Annotated in this window: 23 protein-coding genes; 17 read left to right on the top strand and 6 right to left on the bottom strand. The window is 40.1% G+C overall.

What is annotated here, in order from left to right:
* Positions 1-3: 3 nt before the first annotated feature.
* Positions 4-1,266 (bottom strand): C4-dicarboxylate transporter DctA, encoded by a 1,263-nt coding sequence (gene dctA / locus POD11_RS02700; RefSeq protein WP_262445197.1) that lies wholly within the window; start codon positions 1,264-1,266, stop codon positions 4-6.
* Positions 1,267-1,455: 189 nt separating this feature from the next.
* Between dctA and POD11_RS02695 the strand changes: the two genes are divergently transcribed.
* The 5 genes from POD11_RS02695 (at position 1,456) to pgaD (ending at position 6,425) form a co-directional block, all read left to right on the top strand.
* Positions 1,456-1,986, top strand: a complete 531-nt coding sequence (locus POD11_RS02695; protein ID WP_262456212.1) for a YaeQ family protein — start codon at positions 1,456-1,458, stop codon at positions 1,984-1,986.
* A gap of 86 nt (positions 1,987-2,072) precedes the next feature.
* Positions 2,073-2,411 (top strand): FKBP-type peptidyl-prolyl cis-trans isomerase, encoded by a 339-nt coding sequence (locus tag POD11_RS02690; protein WP_262456209.1) that lies wholly within the window; start codon positions 2,073-2,075, stop codon positions 2,409-2,411.
* 243 nt (positions 2,412-2,654) lie between these two features.
* Complete coding sequence (pgaB, locus tag POD11_RS02685; RefSeq protein WP_262456208.1) at positions 2,655-4,649, top strand: poly-beta-1,6-N-acetyl-D-glucosamine N-deacetylase PgaB; 1,995 nt, start codon at positions 2,655-2,657, stop codon at positions 4,647-4,649.
* A gap of 13 nt (positions 4,650-4,662) precedes the next feature.
* Entirely contained in the window at positions 4,663-5,922 is a 1,260-nt protein-coding gene (gene pgaC / locus POD11_RS02680) for a poly-beta-1,6-N-acetyl-D-glucosamine synthase (protein ID WP_016141944.1), read from the top strand.
* An 83-nt stretch (positions 5,923-6,005) separates the two neighbouring features.
* A complete protein-coding gene (pgaD, locus tag POD11_RS02675; RefSeq protein WP_262456207.1) occupies positions 6,006-6,425 on the top strand; it encodes a poly-beta-1,6-N-acetyl-D-glucosamine biosynthesis protein PgaD in 420 nt (139 codons plus the stop codon).
* A 45-nt stretch (positions 6,426-6,470) separates the two neighbouring features.
* Here the strand turns inward: pgaD and POD11_RS02670 are convergent, their stop codons facing one another.
* The 4 genes from POD11_RS02670 to POD11_RS02655 form a co-directional block, all read right to left on the bottom strand.
* Complete coding sequence (locus tag POD11_RS02670) at positions 6,471-7,031, bottom strand: TetR/AcrR family transcriptional regulator (protein ID WP_016141942.1); 561 nt, start codon at positions 7,029-7,031, stop codon at positions 6,471-6,473.
* Positions 7,032-7,059: 28 nt separating this feature from the next.
* Positions 7,060-7,938 (bottom strand): alpha/beta hydrolase family protein, encoded by an 879-nt coding sequence (locus POD11_RS02665; protein ID WP_262456206.1) that lies wholly within the window; start codon positions 7,936-7,938, stop codon positions 7,060-7,062.
* 35 nt (positions 7,939-7,973) lie between these two features.
* Positions 7,974-8,762: a crotonase/enoyl-CoA hydratase family protein gene (locus POD11_RS02660; protein WP_262456205.1), complete on the bottom strand. Its 789-nt coding sequence runs from the start codon at positions 8,760-8,762 to the stop codon at positions 7,974-7,976.
* A gap of 198 nt (positions 8,763-8,960) precedes the next feature.
* Positions 8,961-9,905 (bottom strand): DMT family transporter, encoded by a 945-nt coding sequence (locus POD11_RS02655; protein ID WP_239967586.1) that lies wholly within the window; start codon positions 9,903-9,905, stop codon positions 8,961-8,963.
* Positions 9,906-10,312: 407 nt separating this feature from the next.
* Between POD11_RS02655 and pnuC the strand changes: the two genes are divergently transcribed.
* On the top strand, positions 10,313-10,894 hold the full coding sequence (gene pnuC / locus POD11_RS02650; protein ID WP_004794040.1) for a nicotinamide riboside transporter PnuC: 582 nt from the start codon (positions 10,313-10,315) through the stop codon (positions 10,892-10,894).
* A gap of 14 nt (positions 10,895-10,908) precedes the next feature.
* Positions 10,909-11,208 (top strand): hypothetical protein, encoded by a 300-nt coding sequence (locus POD11_RS02645; RefSeq protein ID WP_262456204.1) that lies wholly within the window; start codon positions 10,909-10,911, stop codon positions 11,206-11,208.
* Positions 11,209-11,254: 46 nt separating this feature from the next.
* Here the strand turns inward: POD11_RS02645 and POD11_RS02640 are convergent, their stop codons facing one another.
* Positions 11,255-12,067, bottom strand: coding sequence for an IclR family transcriptional regulator (locus POD11_RS02640; RefSeq protein ID WP_004794038.1), 813 nt, complete (start codon positions 12,065-12,067; stop codon positions 11,255-11,257).
* Between the two features lie 273 nt (positions 12,068-12,340).
* Between POD11_RS02640 and POD11_RS02635 the strand changes: the two genes are divergently transcribed.
* The 10 genes from POD11_RS02635 to POD11_RS02590 are packed head-to-tail and all read left to right on the top strand — an operon-like array spanning position 12,341 to position 20,477.
* Complete coding sequence (locus tag POD11_RS02635; protein ID WP_002117586.1) at positions 12,341-12,646, top strand: non-heme iron oxygenase ferredoxin subunit; 306 nt, start codon at positions 12,341-12,343, stop codon at positions 12,644-12,646.
* A gap of 27 nt (positions 12,647-12,673) precedes the next feature.
* On the top strand, positions 12,674-12,973 hold the full coding sequence (locus POD11_RS02630) for a recombinase-like helix-turn-helix domain-containing protein (protein ID WP_016141937.1): 300 nt from the start codon (positions 12,674-12,676) through the stop codon (positions 12,971-12,973).
* 16 nt (positions 12,974-12,989) lie between these two features.
* On the top strand, positions 12,990-14,057 hold the full coding sequence (locus POD11_RS02625) for an aromatic ring-hydroxylating oxygenase subunit alpha (RefSeq protein ID WP_017387110.1): 1,068 nt from the start codon (positions 12,990-12,992) through the stop codon (positions 14,055-14,057).
* Positions 14,050-14,814 carry an SDR family oxidoreductase gene (locus POD11_RS02620; protein WP_262456203.1) on the top strand — a complete coding sequence of 255 codons (765 nt, stop codon included), beginning with the start codon at positions 14,050-14,052 and terminating at the stop codon, positions 14,812-14,814. The genes POD11_RS02625 and POD11_RS02620 overlap by 8 nt, the downstream gene beginning before the upstream one ends.
* A gap of 11 nt (positions 14,815-14,825) precedes the next feature.
* Positions 14,826-15,755: a VOC family protein gene (locus tag POD11_RS02615; protein WP_262456202.1), complete on the top strand. Its 930-nt coding sequence runs from the start codon at positions 14,826-14,828 to the stop codon at positions 15,753-15,755.
* Between the two features lie 28 nt (positions 15,756-15,783).
* Positions 15,784-16,995 (top strand): NAD(P)/FAD-dependent oxidoreductase, encoded by a 1,212-nt coding sequence (locus tag POD11_RS02610; protein WP_262445186.1) that lies wholly within the window; start codon positions 15,784-15,786, stop codon positions 16,993-16,995.
* A 42-nt stretch (positions 16,996-17,037) separates the two neighbouring features.
* The gene (locus POD11_RS02605) at positions 17,038-18,261 is read left to right on the top strand and encodes an MFS transporter (protein ID WP_016141932.1); all 1,224 of its coding nucleotides are present in this window, start codon (positions 17,038-17,040) and stop codon (positions 18,259-18,261) included.
* A gap of 23 nt (positions 18,262-18,284) precedes the next feature.
* Positions 18,285-18,806 (top strand): cupin domain-containing protein, encoded by a 522-nt coding sequence (locus tag POD11_RS02600; protein ID WP_125739166.1) that lies wholly within the window; start codon positions 18,285-18,287, stop codon positions 18,804-18,806.
* Between the two features lie 36 nt (positions 18,807-18,842).
* A complete protein-coding gene (locus tag POD11_RS02595; protein WP_016141931.1) occupies positions 18,843-19,667 on the top strand; it encodes an alpha/beta fold hydrolase in 825 nt (274 codons plus the stop codon).
* Between the two features lie 15 nt (positions 19,668-19,682).
* Positions 19,683-20,477: an SDR family oxidoreductase gene (locus tag POD11_RS02590; RefSeq protein WP_262456200.1), complete on the top strand. Its 795-nt coding sequence runs from the start codon at positions 19,683-19,685 to the stop codon at positions 20,475-20,477.
* The last annotated feature ends 9 nt before the right edge of the window (positions 20,478-20,486 follow it).

The following is a 20,486-nucleotide window of genomic DNA, read 5'->3' as shown; positions in this document are numbered from 1 at the left end:
GTTTTAAGGCTTAGCTTCTAACACAGCTTTAGCTTGGGCATGATCAATATCTTTTTCCCAGTGAGCAATCACTACGGTCGCCACACAGTTACCGATTAAGTTGGTACAGGCACGAATAATTCCAATAAACCAATCGACTGAAAGTAGCAGCACTAAGCCAATTGCAGGGAGACTTGGAATAACTGAAAGTGTTGCTGCAAGAATAACTAAAGCTGAGCCGGGAATGCCGTGCGCCCCTTTAGATGTGATGAGTGAAACCAGTAAGATTGCTAGCAAGTCATGCATAGACAAATCAATATTGCAGGCTTGCGCAATAAAAATTACACCTAACGTTAAGTAAATTGAAAACCCATCCAAATTAAATGAATAACCCGTGGGAATAACTAAACCCACAGTTGAGTCTTTAATTCCTAGATTTTTGAGCTTTTTCATAACTTGAGGAAGAACAGAGTCTGAAGAGGCTGTACCTAAAACAATGGCGAGTTCATCTCTAAAATAGCCCACAAATTTGAAAATATTGAGACCAGCGATTTTTAAAATCGAACCTAAAACAATAACGACAAATAAAATGCAGGTTGCATAAAACAGTAAAACCAAATAACCCAATTGTAAGAGCGAATCTAAACCAAACTTAGCAGTGGTGTAGGCGACTGAACCAAATACACCAATTGGGGCTAAACGTATAATAAGTCCCATAATTTTAAAGAAGACTTCCGAAAAAGCTTCCAACGCTTGGCGTACCAGCTCTGCTAAATGTTTAGGAATTAAAAGTAGAGAAATGCCAAATAAAATAGCGATGAGTAAAACCTGTAAAATATCGCCGTTTGCAAAAGCGGCAGTGAAGGTTTTTGGAATAATATTGAGTAGAAATTCTGAACCTGTATGCATTTCATGGGCACGTTCGGTGTAGGTACTTAAATCTTTTGCATCTAAATGGCTAATATCGATATTCATACCGACGCCCGGTTTAAATACATAGGCCACAATAATGCCTAAAACTAAAGCAATACTGGTCACCACTTCAAAATAAAGAATGGTTTTTGCACCGACTTTGCCCATTTTTTTGATGTCATTTGCACCATAGATTCCCAGTACAACCACACAAAACACAATTGGGGCAATCAGCATTTTAATTAAAGAAATAAAACCATCACCTAATGGTTTTAGAGATAGGGAGAAATCATGAAAACCAATTCCAACTGCAACCCCAAGAAACAGAGCACAAAGAACCTGTAAAAATAAACTACGCTTGAGCTTTTGCCACATAAGTCATCAATTTTAGCAAGAGGAGAATATTTCTCTTTCAAGCAAAAAGTCGGCCAACTATAAAATAAGCTGAGCGTTTTGGAAGAATATGCAAATTTCGCATGACTAGGCTTTGCATTGTTCAGTTTTTTTATAATTTTTTACCCAAAATCGAGTATCCTTAGCGCCAAATTTTTGGACATATTAATCATGGCGCTTAAAGCAACAATTTATAAGGCAGACTTGAATATTGCTAATATGGATGACCATATTTATGGTGATTATCAGCTGACGCTTGCCTTACATCCTTCGGAAACTTTAGAACGTTTAATGGTTCGTCTAATGGCTTTTGCCCGTTTCGCAAGTGATGAGCTTGAGTTTACTAAAGATCTTTTTGAAACTGACGAGCCAGCATTATGGCAAAAAGATTTAACCGGTCAGCTAGAAACATGGATTGAAGTCGGTTTGCCGTCTGAAGATAAAGTCAAAAAAGCCAGTGCGCGTTGTAAAACAGTTGCGATTGTTGTTTATGGCACACAAGTCGAAGACTGGTGGAAGAGAAATAGTAAAATTAAAACATTAAATAACGTTCAAGTGTGGCAAATTGCCTCTCAAAGCACCGCTGAGCTTGAGCAACTTTGTGAACGTACGATGCAGCTTCAATTAAATGTCATGGACAATGAATGGACACTTTTAGGTGAAAAGGGTCAGGCAAGTGTTGTGTGGACACAGTTACAGTAACATAGAAAAGCGCAACAAATTCTACAGATTCAGTTGGTACACTAAGTACTAATTTTGATTTAGAGTTTCAGTTTAAGGGGTATACCATGTCAAATGAATTAGAAATTATCGATTTAAAAGTGGGTGAAGGCAAAGAAGCGGTTAAAGGCGCTTTGATTACAACTCACTATACAGGTTGGTTAGAAGACGGCACAAAATTTGATTCTTCGATTGACCGCGGTAATTATTTTGAATGTGTGATTGGCACAGGCCGTGTAATTAAAGGCTGGGACCAAGGCATTATAGGAATGAAAGTTGGCGGCAAACGTAAACTCATCGTACCTGCTCATTTAGCTTATGGTGAGCGTAAAATGGGTAAGATTATTCCCGCTAACTCTAATTTAATTTTTGAAATTGAATTATTCGATGTCAAAACTCGTGACTAGTGAAAAATTAAAGCCCTTTAGGGGGCTTTCTTATTTATATGAGCTTTAAATATAAATACATTATTAATTTATATTTTAGCTTTTTGAATATTTAAGATTATTTTCAGATTATTTGATTATAAATGCTGACTGAAAAACTGTTCATTTGCAGGCAGTGTGATATTAAGACCAAATTTCAAAAAATTTGTGCCTTAACATCAAATTTCACATAAATAATCTATATTGATATTGAGACGCTATTTCATGACTATCCGCTTTGCATCTCCTTTGTTGAACATATCACTTGGCTTGGCCTTGGCAGGTTTGTCAGGCATGGCATTAGCTAAACCACCTAAACTGGACGCTTCAACACTTACGGTGATTGGTTATCATGAAATTACCGATACTAAAAATGCCTTAATTCCTCAATATGCAGTGACCACTCAACAATTTACACAGCACGTTGAATGGCTACAAAAAAACGGATTTCATTTTATTACGGTTGATCAGTTGATCCGTGCTCATCAGGGTAAGGCTCAACTGCCTACAAAACCGATTTTATTAACTGTAGATGATGGTTATCAATCTTTCTATCAAAATGCTTATCCAGTCATTAAAGCTAAAAAAATTCCGGTTGTTCTAGCTGTCGTAGGTTCATGGTTAGAACCAAAAGCAGGGCAGAAAGTTGATTTTTCAGGGGAAGAAATCCCACGTGACAAAATCTTAAGCTGGGGTGAGCTGAAAGAGATGCAAGATAGTGGTTTTGTAGAAATTGCAAGCCATAGCTATCATTTACACCGCGGTATTACAGGCAACCCGCAAGGTAACTCTGAACCTGCTGCAACAACTCGTTTTTATGATGTTAAAACTCAAACCTACGAGAACGATGAACAATATCAATCACGTATCTATAATGATTTAAAGAAAAATAACGAGCTACTTAAAGCACATGGCTTACGTTCGCCACGTATTATGGTGTGGCCATATGGTCGCTATAATATGCAAACTGTCCAAATTGCGAAAAAATTGGGTATGCCAGTGACTATTACACTGGATGATGGGGCTGATCACGCAAAACAATCTCTACAAAATATGAGTCGTATTTTGGTAGAAGGCGATATGACGACTGATGATTTGGCTCAAGAAATCAAAAATCGTGAATTGAATTTAACGGATAATAACCGTCCGCAAAAAATTATGCATGTCGATCTGGACTATATTTATGACCCAGATCCGAAACAGCAAGAGCGTAATTTAGGTCATTTGTTAGACCGAATTAATGCGATGGGTGTAAATACCGTTTATTTACAAGCTTTTTCAGACCCAGATGCTAATGGTTCTGCCGATATGGTTTATTTCCCAAACCGTCACATTCCAATGCGTGCCGACTTATTTAACCGTGTAGCATGGCAAATTCAAACCCGTACGCCTGTAAGTCGTATTTATGCATGGATGCCTTTATTGGCATGGGAACTACCAAAAACTGATCCTGTTTCAAAGGATTTGGTGGTGACAGAGCAAGCAAAAGCTGGTGAACACCTCAACATGGGGTATATCCGTTTAAGTCCGTTCTCATCTGACGCACGCCAAACTATTCGTGAGATTTATCAAGATTTGGCTAAGTCATCTTCATTTAACGGAATTTTATTCCATGACGATGTCACCTTATCTGACTATGAAGATGCAAGCCCAGATGCATTAAAAGCTTATGCGAAACAAGGTTTACCAACAGATTTAGCAAAAATTCGTGATAACGATCAAGATTTGCAAAAATGGACTGCGTATAAGACAAAATATCTAGATGATTTTGCCATGCAACTCGTTGATGACGTGCGACAATATGAACCGTTCTTGCTTACCGCACGTAACTTATACGCGCAAGTTGCTTTGAAACCATATGCAGAAAACTGGTATTCGCAATCGCTTGAAGAGTCGTTAAAACGTTATGACTTTACGGCTATTATGGCAATGCCTTATATGGAACAGGTCGATAACTCTGATCAATTCTATAAAGATATGATTGATCGTGTGAAACAATATCCTAATGGCCTCAAGAAAACCGTTTTTGAATTACAGGCAACCGACTGGCGTAAAAACGAAAAGGTACCATCGGCTGAAATGGCTGCAACAATTCATTCTCTTTATCAGCAAGGTGTCATGCATGTTGGATATTACCCAGATGACCCAATTAAAGATCATCCGGATGTGAACACTATGCATAAAGCATTTGCTGAAAAATCATCTCGTCTTGTGCCGTAGTTGAGGCTAAAACATGACAATCTTTGCTGCAATATGGTCGCATGCCTTAAAATTCGTTTTCTATTATCCATTATTCATGTCGTATTTATGGATGATTGGCGCGATCATTTTCTATTGGAAAGAACGTCAGGCTCCGCCTTACGATCAACCTGCTCCATTAGAGAGTTATCCGAAAGTCGCTGTGTTAATTCCTTGTTTTAATGAGGGAGATAATGCAGAGGAAACGATCAGCCATGCTTTAAAACTGGACTATCCTCATTTTGAAGTCATTGCGATTAATGATGGTAGCTCAGACAATACCGGCGAAGTACTCGACCGCTTAGCAGCACAACATGAAAAACTACGTGTTGTTCATTTGGCTCAAAACCAAGGTAAAGCCATGGGGTTGCAAGCTGGAAGCTTAATGACCGATGCCGAGTTTTTAATTGGTATTGATGGGGATGCTTTACTCGATCCACATGCAGCAAAGTGGATGATTCGTCATTTTCTGGAAAATCCAACGGTGGCAGCTGTTACGGGCAACCCGCGTATTCGTACTCGCTCAACTTTACTGGGGCGTATTCAGGTCGGTGAGTTTTCATCGATTGTCGGCATGATTAAACGTGCACAACGTACCTTTGGTCGCTTGTTTACCGTATCGGGTGTAATTACTGCTTTTCGTAAGAGTGCTGTTCACCAAGTCGACTATTGGTCACCCAATATGTTGACTGAAGATATCGATATTACTTGGAAATTGCAGCGCGCAGGCTGGGATATACGTTTTGAACCGAATGCCTTGGTCTGGATTTTAATGCCTGAAACTCTAAACGGTTTGTGGAAACAGCGTTTACGTTGGGCTATGGGTGGGGCACAGGTATTAATTAAAAATATTGATGTGTTCACCAAACCGAAATTAAACTTTTTATGGCCTTTAATGTTTGAGCTTTGCTTAACTTTAGTCTGGTCCTATTTAATGCTCGCGATGGCTTTATTATGGCTGGTACATTTTATTTTACCTGTACCTGCTTTAGCCGTTGTGAGCTCTCCATTTTTACCGTATGGTAGCGGTATTTTATTGGGGGCAACCTGTCTCATTCAGTTTGCTTTAAGCAAATGGATGGATAGTCGTTATGAACCACATCTGGGAAAAAACTATTTCTGGATGATCTGGTATCCATTGGTCTTTTGGCTAATCACCATCTCGGCAACTATCGTGGCATTTCCAAAAGTTTTAAAACGTGGGGATGAGAAACGTGCGCGTTGGGTGAGCCCGGATCGGGGCATTCGTGGATGAAATGCAAGAGTCATGAGATTTTAAAGATCGTGCTGTATTGATGTCTGGGGAAAACCACAGCACTTCGTTAGGTAAAGAGAGAAATGAAGACAAATTCGTTGATTATTGATTTACGCCGTCAATTACCATGGCATAAACGCTATGCTTCTACAACAAGCACAGCCATGATGTGGGCGGTTTGGTTGTTGTTGTGGCGTCCGTTTGTACTGATCTGGGTATTGGCTGAGCTTCAAAAAACACATTTGGTTCATCGTTTATTTAATGCCTTTGGTGTAGGTATTGAACATGGCATTACAGCATTAATTGGTTGTGCAATTTGCTTATTGTTATGGAGCCATGTACTACCAGAGTGCCGTGTCGGTGGCAGTGCGCTTAAAGCAAAACAGACAGATGACTATGCACGCTATTTTGATTTACCTGAACATGAAATTGAGCAGGGACGTAGTCAGAAAATTACAGTCGTTCACCATGATGAATTAGGTAAAATCGTTAGAGTTGAATAACGATTACCCAGAAAAGGAAGCCCACGTTAAGTGGGCTTTATTTTTTTAAGAATGAAGAAGTCCAAGAATACGTTGCTTAACTTGATTGATGTAAAACTCATCATGAGTGACACGGTACATCAAGATCGCTCCTTCATAATCAGCAATACTTTGTTTTGCTAAAATCTCAGCTTGATCTTGAGCAATGCAACAAGCAAAAATAGACTGAATAGCCAGTTGCCAGTCCTGAAAAATACTACGTATTTTGGCTAAAATTTCAGGTGAACCATACGCCGCTTCCATTGAAATTACCCCAATCAGACAACCATTCACCCCTTGGGTAAAAAACTGCACAGCACGTTTATGCATTTGCTCAAAACGCTCAATGGCTGAGAGTTCTGAACTTGCAGTCGTTCTAAATAAAGAATGGATTAAATATTGATGAGTGCCATTTAACACTTCAAGCAAAAGCGCTTCTTTATTTGGATAATAATAATAAAAAGAAGCTTTGGTGAGACCGCAAGCTTTTGCCAGCATGTCCATGCTCGTTCCTGCATATCCGTAAGTTTTGAACTGCAAAGCACAGTGCTTAAGCAGATCTTCTTTGGTCAGTTTTTGCGGTCTCATTTCACATTATCCAAAACATAAAGCAGATTTATAAAAAAACATCAAAAGTGATGCGGATTTTATTCCAGATGTGTTCGGCATCTTTTTTAAAGTAGCCCATGTGGCCAATGGCTTTCATAGCAACATCTTGAGGTTGAAGACTGACGTATGAAACTTGAGCTTGTTGATAATGTTGCATAAATGCGCGACATGAAGCAGGTAAAGCCCAATCATCATCTAGGGCAGAGACCGCATAAATTGGAATTTTGACAGTAGCATATTGTTCAATTAAGTGTTGCTGTTCTGGGTCGGCAAAAAAATACTTAGGGTTTTTACACCATTTACGCCATTGTTTATAAACATTGAGGGGTAAATCAGAACCCATATTAAATTTGCTCCAAGGCAAATAACCTGTCACAGCAACAATAGGTGGAAACACGATATTCCAGACCACTTGCACTTTAAAGCGTTCTTTCAGTGGCATATAGCCGTGCCAACCTGCACCTGTACCAAATGTATAGCAAGCCAATAATTTATCATGATTAGGTAGCAAACCTAGTGCATGGCCACCATAGGAATGACCAACCATGAAAAGAGGCAATGGCTCTTTTGATAGATATTCAATTGCACCTGCTAAATCGAGTTTGCCCCAGTCTAAATAAGACATATCAAATCCTTTTAAAGATTTTGGGCTCGATTTTCCAACGCCTCGATAGTCAAACGTGAATATCTGATAGCCAAATTGCGTCATATATTCAGCGAAGCGACGGTAAAACTCATGTGGCACGCCCGTTGCTCCCGCAACGACAATATTTGCTTTAGCTGGTGTCGTTGTAAAGTAACGTGTGCCCTTGAGTTGATAACCATCTAAAGCGGGGAATTGTACAGTTTGGCTAAGCTGTTCATTTATTTGAGTTGCTGATTGCATTACTTTTCTCTTTATTTTTCTAGCGTGTTGAAGTGTTATTTACCTTTAAAAATAGGCGGTCTTTTTTGCAACATGGCAAACACACCTTCTTGAACATCTTCTGTGGTGAGTAAAGGTTGAAGATGGCCCTGTAATTGGGTAAAAGCAGTTTCATAACCTTCATTAATGGCTTCACGGGCAGAAGCAAGGGTGGCTTTTACAGCAAGAGGGGCTGCTTGAGCAATATGTTCAGCGAGTTCTATTGCACGGTTGAGCTCCGTACCTTCAGGGCATATTTCTGTAATCAGGTTCATATCAAAGGCCGCTTTTGCGTCAAAAGGGTCACCGGTGAGTAAATAGCGCATAGCTTTGGCCCAACCGGCAGCTTGAGTAAATCGTGCTGTAGCTCCTCCAAAAGGTAAGATGCCACGTTGCACTTCCATCTGTGCAAACTGGGTATTTTCACTCGCAATCGCAATATCTGCATTGAGAAAGAGTTCGATACCAGCGGTGTAGCAATAACCTTGTACCGCAACAATCAATGGTTTACTCAGTTTTCGTCCCACTGTACCCCAAGGGTTCACTTCTTCATCACTAAAATCAAAAACACCTGTAGCGAGCTTGGGTTGTAGCTCAACTAGATCTAATCCGGCCGTAAAATGTTCGCCATGAGCAAAGATAACTGCACAGCGAAGCGCATCATTATTTTCATATTCGGTAAGCGCCAGTGATAAATCTTTAATTAGGTGGCTATCAAAGGCATTACGTTTTGCTGCCCGATCTAGACCAATTAAAAAAATATGTCCCCGAGTTTCACGGCTGACTTTTCCTTCTTGATTTGACATTGTTCCGATGTCCTTTGTTTATTTTTAATAAGTTTTTAAACGATCGTTTAAAAAGTGTCAAATATAATTTGTTGACTACTTAGTAAGCAAAAAATAAAAGGGTGATGAAAGTAAAACTAAGTTCTTATTTTATGGTGAATGTTGCCAATAATACTTAAAAGTAAAACCTGACAAATAAATTTGTCAGGTTTTAAAAAATTATGCAGAGCGTCGTGAATACATCATTAGTCCTAGGCATAACAAGGTTAAACCTAAAATAAGATGTGAGCTGAGCTGTTCATGGTTGAACCATGTTCCCCAAAATGTAGCTAACACTGGAGTGATAATGGTAATAAGTAGTACAGTCGTCGGTTGTAGTATCTTGATGAGTTGATAATAAAAAATCATGGCAAGCACCGATGAAAAAAACGCGCTGTAGAGTACTGCTAGCGAAATTTTCAGGCTTGGAAATTCAGTGGGAAGATGTGACCAAAAGAAAGGTAACAAACATACATAACCGACCCATGAGACAAGGGTAGCACCTGTCATTTGTGTAATGGGCGGAATATGTGCTCCGATAGATTTCACGGCAAACGTCGACAAGACATAAAACAGCATAGCAATCAGTTCTAATATAATACCGATGCGGTTGAGCTGAAAACCTGATGAAGACAGCCCTAAAGTAAAACTCATCCCGACAAGAGCAGTACCGAGTCCAAGCCATTGCCATAGTGAAAAACGTTCACGTCCTAATAAAAAGGAGCTAATCAGTCCAGATAGCAACGGAGAGGTGCCGTAAATAATTGAAATAATGGCAGATGGGACTTTATCTGCACCCATGTAGCAAAAGGCCATTGAACCAAATAAGCCAATGGCTCCAGCACAATAACTTAAAACAGCTTTTTTACTAAAGATGAGCTTTAAACGAAAAAATCTTAGACACAGCAAGGCGATTGGAATAGCCAAAGTGAATCGAATAAATAATCCCCATGCCCAGTGAATTTCTTGTACTGTCCAGACGGCTGCGAGTGGAGTAAGCGACCAAATAATGACGACAGCAAGAAATTGGCCGGCTGTAGCAAGGCGAGTCGGGGATGAAGATAATGCTACAGCCGGCTGAATCTGCGGGGTGGATATACTCTGTTGTTCAAATAATGGTTTCATATAAAGCTCCAGAAAGTTTGTTCTTTGTGTTTTAAAAGGGCATAAAAAAAGCCGCGTTTTATGGCGGCTTGTGATGAAAATCAGGGGATATATTACAAATTAAATATCTCGATTTTCGTATCTAAAGCGCCAAATTGTCCAAAATTAGGACGTCGCCAATTGACCACATCGAACTTAATCTTTGGGGCGTATAATTGACGCGCTAGACAGTATTGGGCTTTAGGTAAAAACATGATAAGTATATTAAAAATACAGATGTAATTTTTATAACATAGAAATAGAAAAGTACAAATTATATTCAAGCATAAACCATAGATTTTTTGATTATATTAAATTAGCAGTTTGCTTAACTTTATATTTTTCTCATAATATCCCCGTCAAATTGATCTCAATAAGCAGCTGTTTTTATGTCACCTCTAGAAATTTTCGCGGTCTTGATTAGCCTGATTGGAGTCGGATTAACTGTCATCCGTAATATGTGGTGTTGGCTGTTTAATTTCTTTGCCTTTGTTTTATATGCCTATTTGTTTTACGAATTTAAGCTATATGGCGAAACAATTTTGCAGTTCTTTTTTATGGTCGTAAATTTTTATGGCTTTTACTACTGGCTTAAGGGAAAACAGCAAGATCACGACATTCGAATTGAACCAATTAGAGTTCAAACCGCTATCATTCAAATGGTTATTGCCGCGGTAGGTGGTTTACTGTTTGGTTTAATTCTTAAAAACTTTACCGATGCAGCAGTACCAATGCTTGACTCACAGCTTGCAGCATTTAGTTTGCTCGCAACGTATTGGACCAGTCGAAAGCATATTGCGACTTGGATACTTTGGGTATTTGTCGATATTATTTATGTCGGGATGTTTATCTATAAAGATTTATTTTTAACAGCCGCTTTGTATGCAGCATTTGTATTGATGGCAGCTTATGGTTGGTATCAATGGGAAAAGGTTAAAAAGAAACAGCTTTTGGCCTCAAACCAGCTTTAATTTGGAGAGCGATCATGCTGTTAAGCTTAGATGTTTATAAACAACAACAGTTTGATCAAATTGCTGCAAAAATAATGGCAGAGCCAAAACAGTATTGTGAATTTAATTCGGTATCTGATTTTTATAATGCCGCATGGCTCACAGATTTTCCACAAGGCAGCCAGATTTCTGCCACTGGCTTAGATGATGGTGCTGAAGAGTTTTATGCAATTATTCAGTTTAAAAAGCAGTATTTAAAGTTTGATATTAAAGAGCATCATTTGATACTTGTTTTTCAGGATATGAATGGGAAAGTATTTGAATGTAACTTCTAATTTATAAAATAAACTTTCATAAAAAAGCGACTTAACGTCGCTTTTTTTAATAAATAAATTTGGAAATTTTATTTGCGGTTTCAATTACGAGACTTGCGATATCTTCTTTGAATGTTCTTTCATCATACGTCGTAATTGGGCAACTTACAGAAATAACAGCGACCATTTTACCATTTGACTGTTTAAAAATAGGTGCCGCGCAGGCTGCCATATCATGATTATAATGACCCCAACTCACCATAGTTTTTTGAGTTTTTACGTACGACAGCCTTTGCAATAAAGCTTTTAAATTGGTTGGCGTCAGGTCAGAGAAACTGTCCCAATCGCTAAAGTTACGGTAACGCTGACGTACTTCTGTTTCAGGTAAATCAGACAGTAACATTTGACCAATCACTGTGGCATGAGCAGGCCAGCGGGTGCCTAAGCTAATGTTACTCGTAAATGTTCCCATCGACTGAATGTTATTTACAAAGACAATATGAGTACCTTCTAAAATTGAAAGATGCACCGCAAGTTTGGTTTGATCACGTAGTTCTTTCATTAAAGGTGTCGATAAATCGAGTAATGAAAGTTTAGATAAACTGTTAAAACCAAGTTCCATCACTTTAGAATCGAGAGCATAAGTTTTTTGAGATGCTTTTCTTAAATAACCACAAGATTCGAGTGTATAGATCAGACGAAATGCACTAGAACGGTTCACTTCTAAAATTTCAGCGATTTCTGTAATTGTCATTTCTTGCGCTTGTTGGTTAAATGCTTGCAAGATAGCTAAACCCCGCACAAGTCCGGGTACTAAATATCGATCATCATTTTTTGTTGTTTCTGATTCTTGAGAATCTTCTTCAATCGCTAGGCTCATTCGTCTCTTTTTCCTATAAATAAAACAAGGTTCAATTTGGGGCATGCTGCTTTATTTTATAACCATTGTAATTGTTAAAAATGCATAAAACAATTTTTATATTTAAAACTTTGTTTCTTGTTTGAAACGTAACAAAATATTTAAAATTTACTAAATAGATGAATTTTATATTTATTTTTACTTTGACAAAAAATGATCAAGGGGATTATGCTTAGCTTGTGTTTTGAAAATCAAATTATGTTTTGTATATAAAACAAAATGAGGACGCAAGGTATGAGTTGGATCTCAGTTTGTCAGCAGGGTGACGTTAGCGAAGATGAGCCGAAAGCCATCGAAATTGAAGGGAAAAAAATAGGCGTATTTTTTGTCGATGAAAATTACTTTGCTATCGAAAATGTTTGCCCTCATGCGTATGCCTTATTAACCGAAGGATTTATCGAAGATCAGACTGTTGAATGTCCATTGCATGAAGCAATTTTTGACATTCAGACAGGTGAGCTAAAAAGTGGACCCGGGTGTAGAAACCTATGTACGTACCCAGTTCGTGTTGAAGGACAGGATATTCAAATTCAACTCTAGTCCTCACATGTACAAGGAAGCAGAACAATGAAGACATTTAATGAAAAGTTGGCAAGCTGGATTCATGCAACGCCAGCAACCGAAGCAGGTATCAACAATATTCAAGTTCCAGGTCAATCTGAATTGTTGGTTTGGCAGACACGTTATAAAGAGCCAACTCTCTACGAACAAGATTTTGTAAAGAACTTGATTCAGGCATTTTCTGCGGGCGCAACTGAGTTAGATGATGTTGTTTCTGCACTTAATCAACAGGGTTTCCGCTGTGAATCTGGTGATGAATGGACTTCTGCAAGCTTTACAGAAGAAATGCAACGTTTAGGTTATTGATTCAAGGAAGAATAAAATGAACGCAATCGTATCAACTTCACAAAGCGCTGAAGAATATTTAGAACTTGGTTTACGTGACCAATGGCACCCAGTTTTAGCAAGTTGGGAAGTCGCTGCTAATCCAGTTGGAATTACCCGTTTAGGCGAAAATATTGTGGTTTGGCGTGATGCCGAAGGTCAGGTTCATGCGCTTGAAGATCGCTGTCCACACCGCGGTGCTCGTCTTTCACTGGGTTGGAACTTGGGTGACCGAGTTGCTTGCTGGTATCACGGTGTTGAAGTTCGTGCTGACGGTGTGGTTGCTGATGTACCAGCCGTTCATGAATGTCCAATGACCGGAACTAAATGTTTAAAGAACTATCCTGTCATTGAGCAACATGGCGCAATTTTTATCTGGTTTGGCATCGATGCAAATGAACAACCAGCACCGCTTGAGTTCCCTGAGCAACTTGCAAGTGAAGAGTGGAGTGCATTCCTTTGCCAAGCAGACTGGAAAGTAAACCATCAATACGCGATTGATAATGTGATGGACCCAATGCATGGGACCTATTTACATGCGACATCGCACTCGATGGCAGATGGTGAACGTACTGCAGAGATGAAGCACCGCACGACTGATAATGGCTTTGTTTTTGAAAAAGAAGGTCAAACAGGTGTGAACTTTGACTGGGTTGAATATGGTTCAACTGGTGCAAGCTGGTTACGTCTTTCAATTCCTTATCGTAAACAATTTGGTCCGGGTGGCGAATTCTGGATTGTGGGTTATGCAACCCCAATTGATGCCAACAATACCCGCGTATTTTTCTGGCGCTGCCGTAAGGTTAGTGGCTGGCAACGTAATGTATGGCGTTTCTTATATCGCAATCATTTAGAACAGTTGCATTGGGATGTATTGGAACAAGATCGCATTATTTTAGAAAACCTTGCGCCAAATGCCCGTGCACGAGAATTCTTATATCAACATGACGTTGGTCTTGCACGTTTACGCCGTTTAATGAAGAAAGAAGCTGAGAAGCAATTAAAGAAAATTGCTGCGCTAAATGCATCAAACCGTATCGAGATGCAGGAAGAAGCTCATGGCTAATGTAGCGTTGTTGCAAGGCAAAAAAGTTTTAGTGACTGGTGCTGCGCGTGGTTTAGGCCGAGATTTTGCTCAAGCCATTGCCGAGGCTGGTGCTGAAGTTGTGATGGCAGATATTTTATCTGACTTGGTACAACAAGAAGCACAAGCTTTACAGAAACAAGGGCTAAACGTTCATGCAGTAACAGTTGACCTTGCCAATGCAGACTCTATTGAAAATGCGGTTGCCGAAAGTGTGGAAGTATTACAAGGACTAGACGGCCTTGTGAACTGTGCGGCACTGGCCACCAATGTCGGTGGAAAAAATATGATTGATTATGATCCTGAACTTTGGGATCGGGTCATGAATATTAATGTGAAAGGCACATGGCTCATCAGTAAGGCATGCGTTCCCCATCTAAAACAATCGGCTGCTGGCAAAATTATTAATGTTGCTTCCGATACAGCACTTTGGGGCGCACCGAACTTGATGGCTTATGTGGCAAGTAAAGGTGCAATTCTTGCCATGACACGTTCAATGGCAAGAGAGTTGGGACAGTTCAATATCTGTATTAACACCTTGTCACCCGGCCTTACTCTGGTTGAAGCAACTGAGTATGTGCCACAGGAACGTCACGATTTATATGTGAACGGAAGAGCGATTCAACGTCAGCAACTTCCACAAGATTTAAATGGAACAGCATTGTATCTACTGTCGGATTTGTCCTCTTTTGTGACAGGTCAAAATATTCCGGTCAATGGCGGTTTTGTCTTTAACTAAGGAGTAGTCAAATGATTACAGGGATCGAGATTTTAAAGTTTGGAGTTGAAGATAGAGCCGCTTCAAACAAGTTTTTAGCAGATTTTGGTTTAAGCCAAAGTACTTCAGATATTGAAGGCACAGATTTATACCAGACTCAAAACGGTAGCAAAATTTATTTATTTAATTGTGATGATGACCGTTTGCCTGCTGCCATTGAACAAGGTTCAACTTTACGTGAAGTCACGTGGGGTGTTGAAAGCACACAAGACCTCGAAGATTTAGCAGCTCGTTTGGCCGATGTAGAAGGTTTTAAACGTTCTGAAAGTACAGTTCAGTGTCTTGACCCAAATGGCATGACTATTCGTTTTGAACAAAGTTTTGTAAAAGAAGTACCAGAACTTAAAACGGAAGGTATTAACCAATACGGCAACATTCAACGTGTGAATGCAGCAAGTCCTGTCTATGAAAAAGGTCAACCTGTTGCGATTGGACATGTGGTGTTCTTCACACCAGATTTGGCAACAACTGAAAACTTCTATATTGAAAAAGTAGGCTTTCATTTATCTGACGCTTACAAAAATCGTGGTGCATTCTTACGCTGCCGCGGTGAAGGTTATCACCATGATTTATTCTTGCTCAGTGTTCCAAATAAACCTGCTGGCTTAAATCACGTTGCGTTTGTTGTTCGTGATATCCATGAAGTAATTGGGGGCGGTTTAAATATGAATCGTTCGGAATGGTCAACTTTCATTGGGCCGGGACGTCATCCAATTTCTTCTGCTTATTTCTGGTACGTCAACTCACCATTAGGTGGTGCATTTGAATATTACACCAACGATGATTATTTGACAGAAGAATGGCAACCTCGTGTAGAAGAACATCGTCTAGAGCTTTTCACCGAATGGGCGATTGAAGGTGGTCTTGATGACACAACCCGCCGTCAGGTGAAGCCTGTTTAACAGGGATTGCTTTACAAGGAAGATGGCTATGGAAAAGATCGTAATTGTAGGTGCCGGACAGGCAGCGGGTTGGGCAGTAAGTACCTTACGTCAAAATGGGTATGTGGGCGAAATTCACGTGGTTTCAAATGAAGATCAAGTGTTTTATGAGCGTCCGCCACTGTCTAAGCAAGTACTTTCAAAAGAAGCAACTTATGAAAGTTTGAATCTGTTCTCTCCTGAACAGGTTCAAGAGTTCAACGTTCAATGGCATAAACCGGAAATTGCAACAAAAGTCGACCGTGAGCAAAAACAGGTTCATTTAGAAAGTGGCCAAATTTTGCCATATGACAAATTGCTGATTGCAACTGGAAGCCGTGCACGTGTACCGGTCAATACATGGCAGTTTATTCCAAATGTTGTGACCTTACGCAATGTACATGACTGTGAACGTTTGGCTGAAATTTTAAAGAATGCAAAAAATGTCGCTGTGATCGGCGGTGGCTGGATTGGTTTAGAAATTGCTGCAACTGCACGTAAGCAAGGTAAAGATGTTCATATTTTTGAATATGGTGACCGTTTATGCGCAAGAAGTGTGAGTCCGGAAGTTTCTGCATTTTTAAAAAATATGCATGAGACCCAAGGCACAAAAATTCACTTAGACAGTAAGAGCCTTCATTTGGTTGAAGCGCCTAATCAAAAAGTTGAAGTAGTGAACCATCCTCAAAATAGTCAGTTATTTGACTGTGTTGTGGTGGGTGCGGGCGCCGAAATTGCCAAAGAGTTAGGTGTACACGCTGGTCTCGATGTGAAAGATGGCATTGTGGTGAATTGTTTTGGGCAAACCTCAGATCAAAACATTTATGCCGCAGGCGATGTCGCGATTCATCCGGGCTTGGGTTATTGCATTCAGTCTTGGGCAAATGCACAAAATCAGGCGATTGCCGCAGCGAAATCGATGCTCGGAATTGAAACGGAATATAGCGATATTCCATGGCTTTGGTCGGATCAATATCACTTCAATATTCAAATTTTAGGGACTTATCAGCCTGAAAAAACCAAAGAATTGGTGATTCGCCAAGGCGGTGAAGATCAGGTGAGCTATTTATATCTAGATCATGAAAATCGTTTGCTCAATATGATTGCCATTAATGATTCTAAACTGATCAAACTGGCAAAACGTTGGATGCAAGCCAACACCGTTTTAGATCCAAAACTGTTAGCAGATTCTGAATTTAATGTCATGAAGTTAAAACCGTAAACATTAAATCTGGTTCTCATTACCAAATCGAAGGAATGACACATGAGTAATGAAGAAAAAAGTGGATTGAAGCATTGGGTACCTGCTTTTGTCCTTATGGTGTGTGTGGTACTGGCATTTTTCGACAAGATTAGTATTGCGGTTTTATTTTCAGATCCTCATTTTCAAAGTGCAATGGGAATTGCTGAAGATAAGGCCAAGCTCGGATGGCTCATGACAAGTTTCTTACTTGCTTATGGTTTTTCGTCAGTCTTTCTAAGCTTTTTGGGTGACATCTTTAACCCAAAGAAAATGCTGTTCTGGAGCGTAACATCGTGGGGCTTACTCATGTTTTGCATGGGGTTTACCACCAGTTATTCAGGCATGTTGATTTTACGTGTACTGCTCGGTTTAGCAGAAGGTCCGTTATTTGCCTTGGCTTACACCATTGTTAAGCAGACTTACACTGACCGTCAGCAGGCACGTGCTTCTACCATGTTCTTACTTGGAACGCCGATTGGTGCATTCCTTGGGTTCCCGATCACTGCAAATGTTTTAGCACACCATGACTGGCATACCACTTTCTTTGTGATGGCTGGATTAACACTAATCGCGATTTTCAGCATTGTTTTCGGTTTGCGTAACTTACAACTCAAGAAAACTGTCGAAATTGAGGGCGAGAGTAAACGTACCAATTTCAAAGGCCACATTGCCAATACTAAATTGCTACTCAGCAACAGCGCATTCTGGTTGGTGTGTCTATTTAACATTGCATTGATGACGTATTTGTGGGGCCTAAATAGCTGGGTTCCTTCTTATCTTATGCAAGACAAAGGATTCAATCTCAAAGAGTTTGGGATGTATTCAAGTTTTCCATTCATTGCCATGTTAATTGGCGAAGTGGTGGGTGCGTTTTTATCTGACAAGTTAGGCCGCCGAGCAATTCAAGTATTTAGCGGTTTATTACTCGCGGGCATCTTCATGTATGTGATGGTCATTATGACCAAGCCATTATTGATTATTGCTGCCATGTCTTTAAGCGCGATGGCGTGGGGTTTTGGAGTAGCTGCTGTATTTGCTCTGCTTGCAAGAGTGACGACCTCAAATGTAGGGGCGACTGCAGGTGGAATATTTAACGGGTTAGGTAATTTTGCAAGTGCAATTGCGCCTGTTCTTATCGGTTACATCGTGATGCAAACACATAGTTTTAATTTAGGAATTACCTTCTTGGCTGCCGTCGCTGTCATTGGGTCGTTATTCTTGGTTCCTCTTTTAAAGCGTTATTAATTCACTGTATAGGAGTTTAAAAAATGACTACACAACAATTCGAATCATGGGCACAACCAGAAGGTACTTCTTTAGAAGATTGGTTAAACACACGTATTGCTCGCTTTGAGACACGTAAATATGACTTCGATGCTTTGAAGTTCCAAGCAGATTACGACCCGAAATATCGCCGTGCACAAATGCGTTACATGGGTACGGGTGCAACAGGTGTCGTAAATGACGGTAACACCGTTCCAGCAGAAAACTTCACGTTTTCAACCATGGTTCTGCCACCACAGTGTGAAGGCCCTTTGCATATTCACCACGATGTTGAAGAAGTGTTCTTTATGCTCCGCGGCGAAATTGATTTGTTCATTGAGCACAACGGCGAAAAATTTGAGACCCGTTTAAAAGAGCGTGACCTGATTTCAATTCCACCGGGTATTTACCGTGGTCTATTTAACCCAGGTCAAGAAGATGCCTTGATGTGTGTGATGTTGGGAACAGGTAAACCAACCATTCCGAACTATCCACCAGAGCATCCATTGTCTCAAATCAAACGTTAATTGTTTGATGAAGTGAATGAAAGGAAAGAATTGAAAATGATGACACTCATTGAAAAGTTAGCAGAATTTCCGGTGAAAACCGTGACTGTTCAAGGTCAGCAACAAGCCTATCGGGAAGCCGGTCAGGGCGAGTACCTTGTGCTGTTGCATGGCATTAGTTCAGGTTCTGCTTCATGGGTGAACCAACTTGAAGTGTTGTCTCATCATTTTCATGTCATTGCCTGGGACGCACCGGGCTATGGCAAATCAGATGAACTTTTAACTGATCAACCCAATGCGACCGACTACGCAAAGCGTTTAGCAGCGTTGTTCGATGTTTTAAAAATTGAAAAAGCCATTGTGGTCGGACACTCATTAGGTGCCTTACAGGCGAGTGCATTTGCTGCACTTTACCCAGAGCGAGTGGAACACTTGGTCGTCGCTAATTTAGCGCAAGGCTACCAACGCCACGATGAACAGACACAAATTCAGGTTTTTGAAAAAAGACCAAAAATGTTGAAAGAGTTAGGTGCTAAAGGAATGGCCGAAAGCCGTGGACCTCATTTGATTTATAAACAAGAACCACAAGCCTTAGCTTTAGTTTCAGAGGTGATGCAACAGTTGACTCTACAGGGTTTTACACATGCATCTTACTTACTGGCATATGACGAAATACGTAATTATTTAACCGATTTAAAAGTCCCATGCACAGTGATTGCAGGGCAGCAAGATCAAATCACTCCTGCGTTAGGTATACAAGAGCTTGCTCAGGAATTGCAGTTGGAACAGCGCTTCGTCATAGAAGACGCAGGACATTTAAGTTATGTCGACCAACCGCAAGCATTTAACCAAATTATGTTGACGATTCAGGAACAATCGTAAGAGAGATTAAGGATTATGAGCTTCCAAGTTGAAGGAAAAGTTGCAGTTGTTACCGGTGGCTCATCTGGGATTGGGCTGGCTGCTGTTGAAATACTGGTTGCAGAGGGTGCAAAAGTAGCTTGGTGTGGTCGCGATGAAGAACGTTTAAATGCGTCTAAAGACTATATTTTAGAAAATTTCCCACATGCCAATATTTTTACTAAAGCATGTAATGTATTGAAAAAAGAAGAAGTTCAGCAATTTGCTAAAGACGTCAAACTCAATTTGGGCAATGTGGACATGCTCATTAACAATGCTGGGCAAGGTCGTGTTTCAAATTTTGAAAATACGCAAGATGAAGACTGGATGAAAGAAATCGAGCTGAAATATTTCAGTGTTTTACATCCGGTACGGGCTTTTCTTGACGACTTAAAACAGTCGGCAAATGCCTCAATTACCAATGTGAACTCATTACTGGCATTGCAACCGGAACCGCACATGATTGCGACTTCATCTGCACGCGCTGCTTTATTGAATTTAACCCATTCGTTGGCGCATGAATTTACTCAATATGGTGTTCGTGTGAACTCGATTTTACTGGGTATGGTCGAATCTGCGCAGTGGAAACGCCGCTATGAAACACGTTCAGATTTAAATCTGTCATGGGAAGAGTGGACAGGCAATATCGCAAAAAATCGCGGTATCCCAATGCAGCGTTTAGGTCGTCCAGAAGAACCTGCACGTGCTTTAGTTTTCTTGGCATCACCATTGGCATCTTACACCACAGGTTCGGCAATAGATGTCTCGGGTGGTTTTAATAAACATTTATAAATATCAGGT

This window comes from Acinetobacter sp. P1(2023), assembly GCF_028367635.1.
GTDB lineage: Bacteria > Pseudomonadota > Gammaproteobacteria > Pseudomonadales > Moraxellaceae > Acinetobacter > Acinetobacter pittii_E.
Note: the sequence above shows the minus strand (reverse complement) of the source record. Positions and strands in the feature narration are given on the sequence as shown.

Bases quoted from the DNA above. Each gene is read 5' to 3' on its own strand.
- dctA (WP_262445197.1), bottom strand. From the start codon at position 1,266: ATGTGGCAAAAGCTCAAGCGTAGTTTATTTTTACAGGTTCTTTGTGCT.
- POD11_RS02695 (WP_262456212.1), top strand. From the start codon at position 1,456: ATGGCGCTTAAAGCAACAATTTATAAGGCAGACTTGAATATTGCTAAT.
- POD11_RS02690 (WP_262456209.1), top strand. From the start codon at position 2,073: ATGTCAAATGAATTAGAAATTATCGATTTAAAAGTGGGTGAAGGCAAA.
- pgaB (WP_262456208.1), top strand. From the start codon at position 2,655: ATGACTATCCGCTTTGCATCTCCTTTGTTGAACATATCACTTGGCTTG.
- pgaC (WP_016141944.1), top strand. From the start codon at position 4,663: ATGACAATCTTTGCTGCAATATGGTCGCATGCCTTAAAATTCGTTTTC.
- pgaD (WP_262456207.1), top strand. From the start codon at position 6,006: ATGAAGACAAATTCGTTGATTATTGATTTACGCCGTCAATTACCATGG.
- POD11_RS02670 (WP_016141942.1), bottom strand. From the start codon at position 7,031: ATGAGACCGCAAAAACTGACCAAAGAAGATCTGCTTAAGCACTGTGCT.
- POD11_RS02665 (WP_262456206.1), bottom strand. From the start codon at position 7,938: ATGCAATCAGCAACTCAAATAAATGAACAGCTTAGCCAAACTGTACAA.
- POD11_RS02660 (WP_262456205.1), bottom strand. From the start codon at position 8,762: ATGTCAAATCAAGAAGGAAAAGTCAGCCGTGAAACTCGGGGACATATT.
- POD11_RS02655 (WP_239967586.1), bottom strand. From the start codon at position 9,905: ATGAAACCATTATTTGAACAACAGAGTATATCCACCCCGCAGATTCAG.
- pnuC (WP_004794040.1), top strand. From the start codon at position 10,313: ATGTCACCTCTAGAAATTTTCGCGGTCTTGATTAGCCTGATTGGAGTC.
- POD11_RS02645 (WP_262456204.1), top strand. From the start codon at position 10,909: ATGCTGTTAAGCTTAGATGTTTATAAACAACAACAGTTTGATCAAATT.
- POD11_RS02640 (WP_004794038.1), bottom strand. From the start codon at position 12,067: ATGAGCCTAGCGATTGAAGAAGATTCTCAAGAATCAGAAACAACAAAA.
- POD11_RS02635 (WP_002117586.1), top strand. From the start codon at position 12,341: ATGAGTTGGATCTCAGTTTGTCAGCAGGGTGACGTTAGCGAAGATGAG.
- POD11_RS02630 (WP_016141937.1), top strand. From the start codon at position 12,674: ATGAAGACATTTAATGAAAAGTTGGCAAGCTGGATTCATGCAACGCCA.
- POD11_RS02625 (WP_017387110.1), top strand. From the start codon at position 12,990: ATGAACGCAATCGTATCAACTTCACAAAGCGCTGAAGAATATTTAGAA.
- POD11_RS02620 (WP_262456203.1), top strand. From the start codon at position 14,050: ATGGCTAATGTAGCGTTGTTGCAAGGCAAAAAAGTTTTAGTGACTGGT.
- POD11_RS02615 (WP_262456202.1), top strand. From the start codon at position 14,826: ATGATTACAGGGATCGAGATTTTAAAGTTTGGAGTTGAAGATAGAGCC.
- POD11_RS02610 (WP_262445186.1), top strand. From the start codon at position 15,784: ATGGAAAAGATCGTAATTGTAGGTGCCGGACAGGCAGCGGGTTGGGCA.
- POD11_RS02605 (WP_016141932.1), top strand. From the start codon at position 17,038: ATGAGTAATGAAGAAAAAAGTGGATTGAAGCATTGGGTACCTGCTTTT.
- POD11_RS02600 (WP_125739166.1), top strand. From the start codon at position 18,285: ATGACTACACAACAATTCGAATCATGGGCACAACCAGAAGGTACTTCT.
- POD11_RS02595 (WP_016141931.1), top strand. From the start codon at position 18,843: ATGATGACACTCATTGAAAAGTTAGCAGAATTTCCGGTGAAAACCGTG.
- POD11_RS02590 (WP_262456200.1), top strand. From the start codon at position 19,683: ATGAGCTTCCAAGTTGAAGGAAAAGTTGCAGTTGTTACCGGTGGCTCA.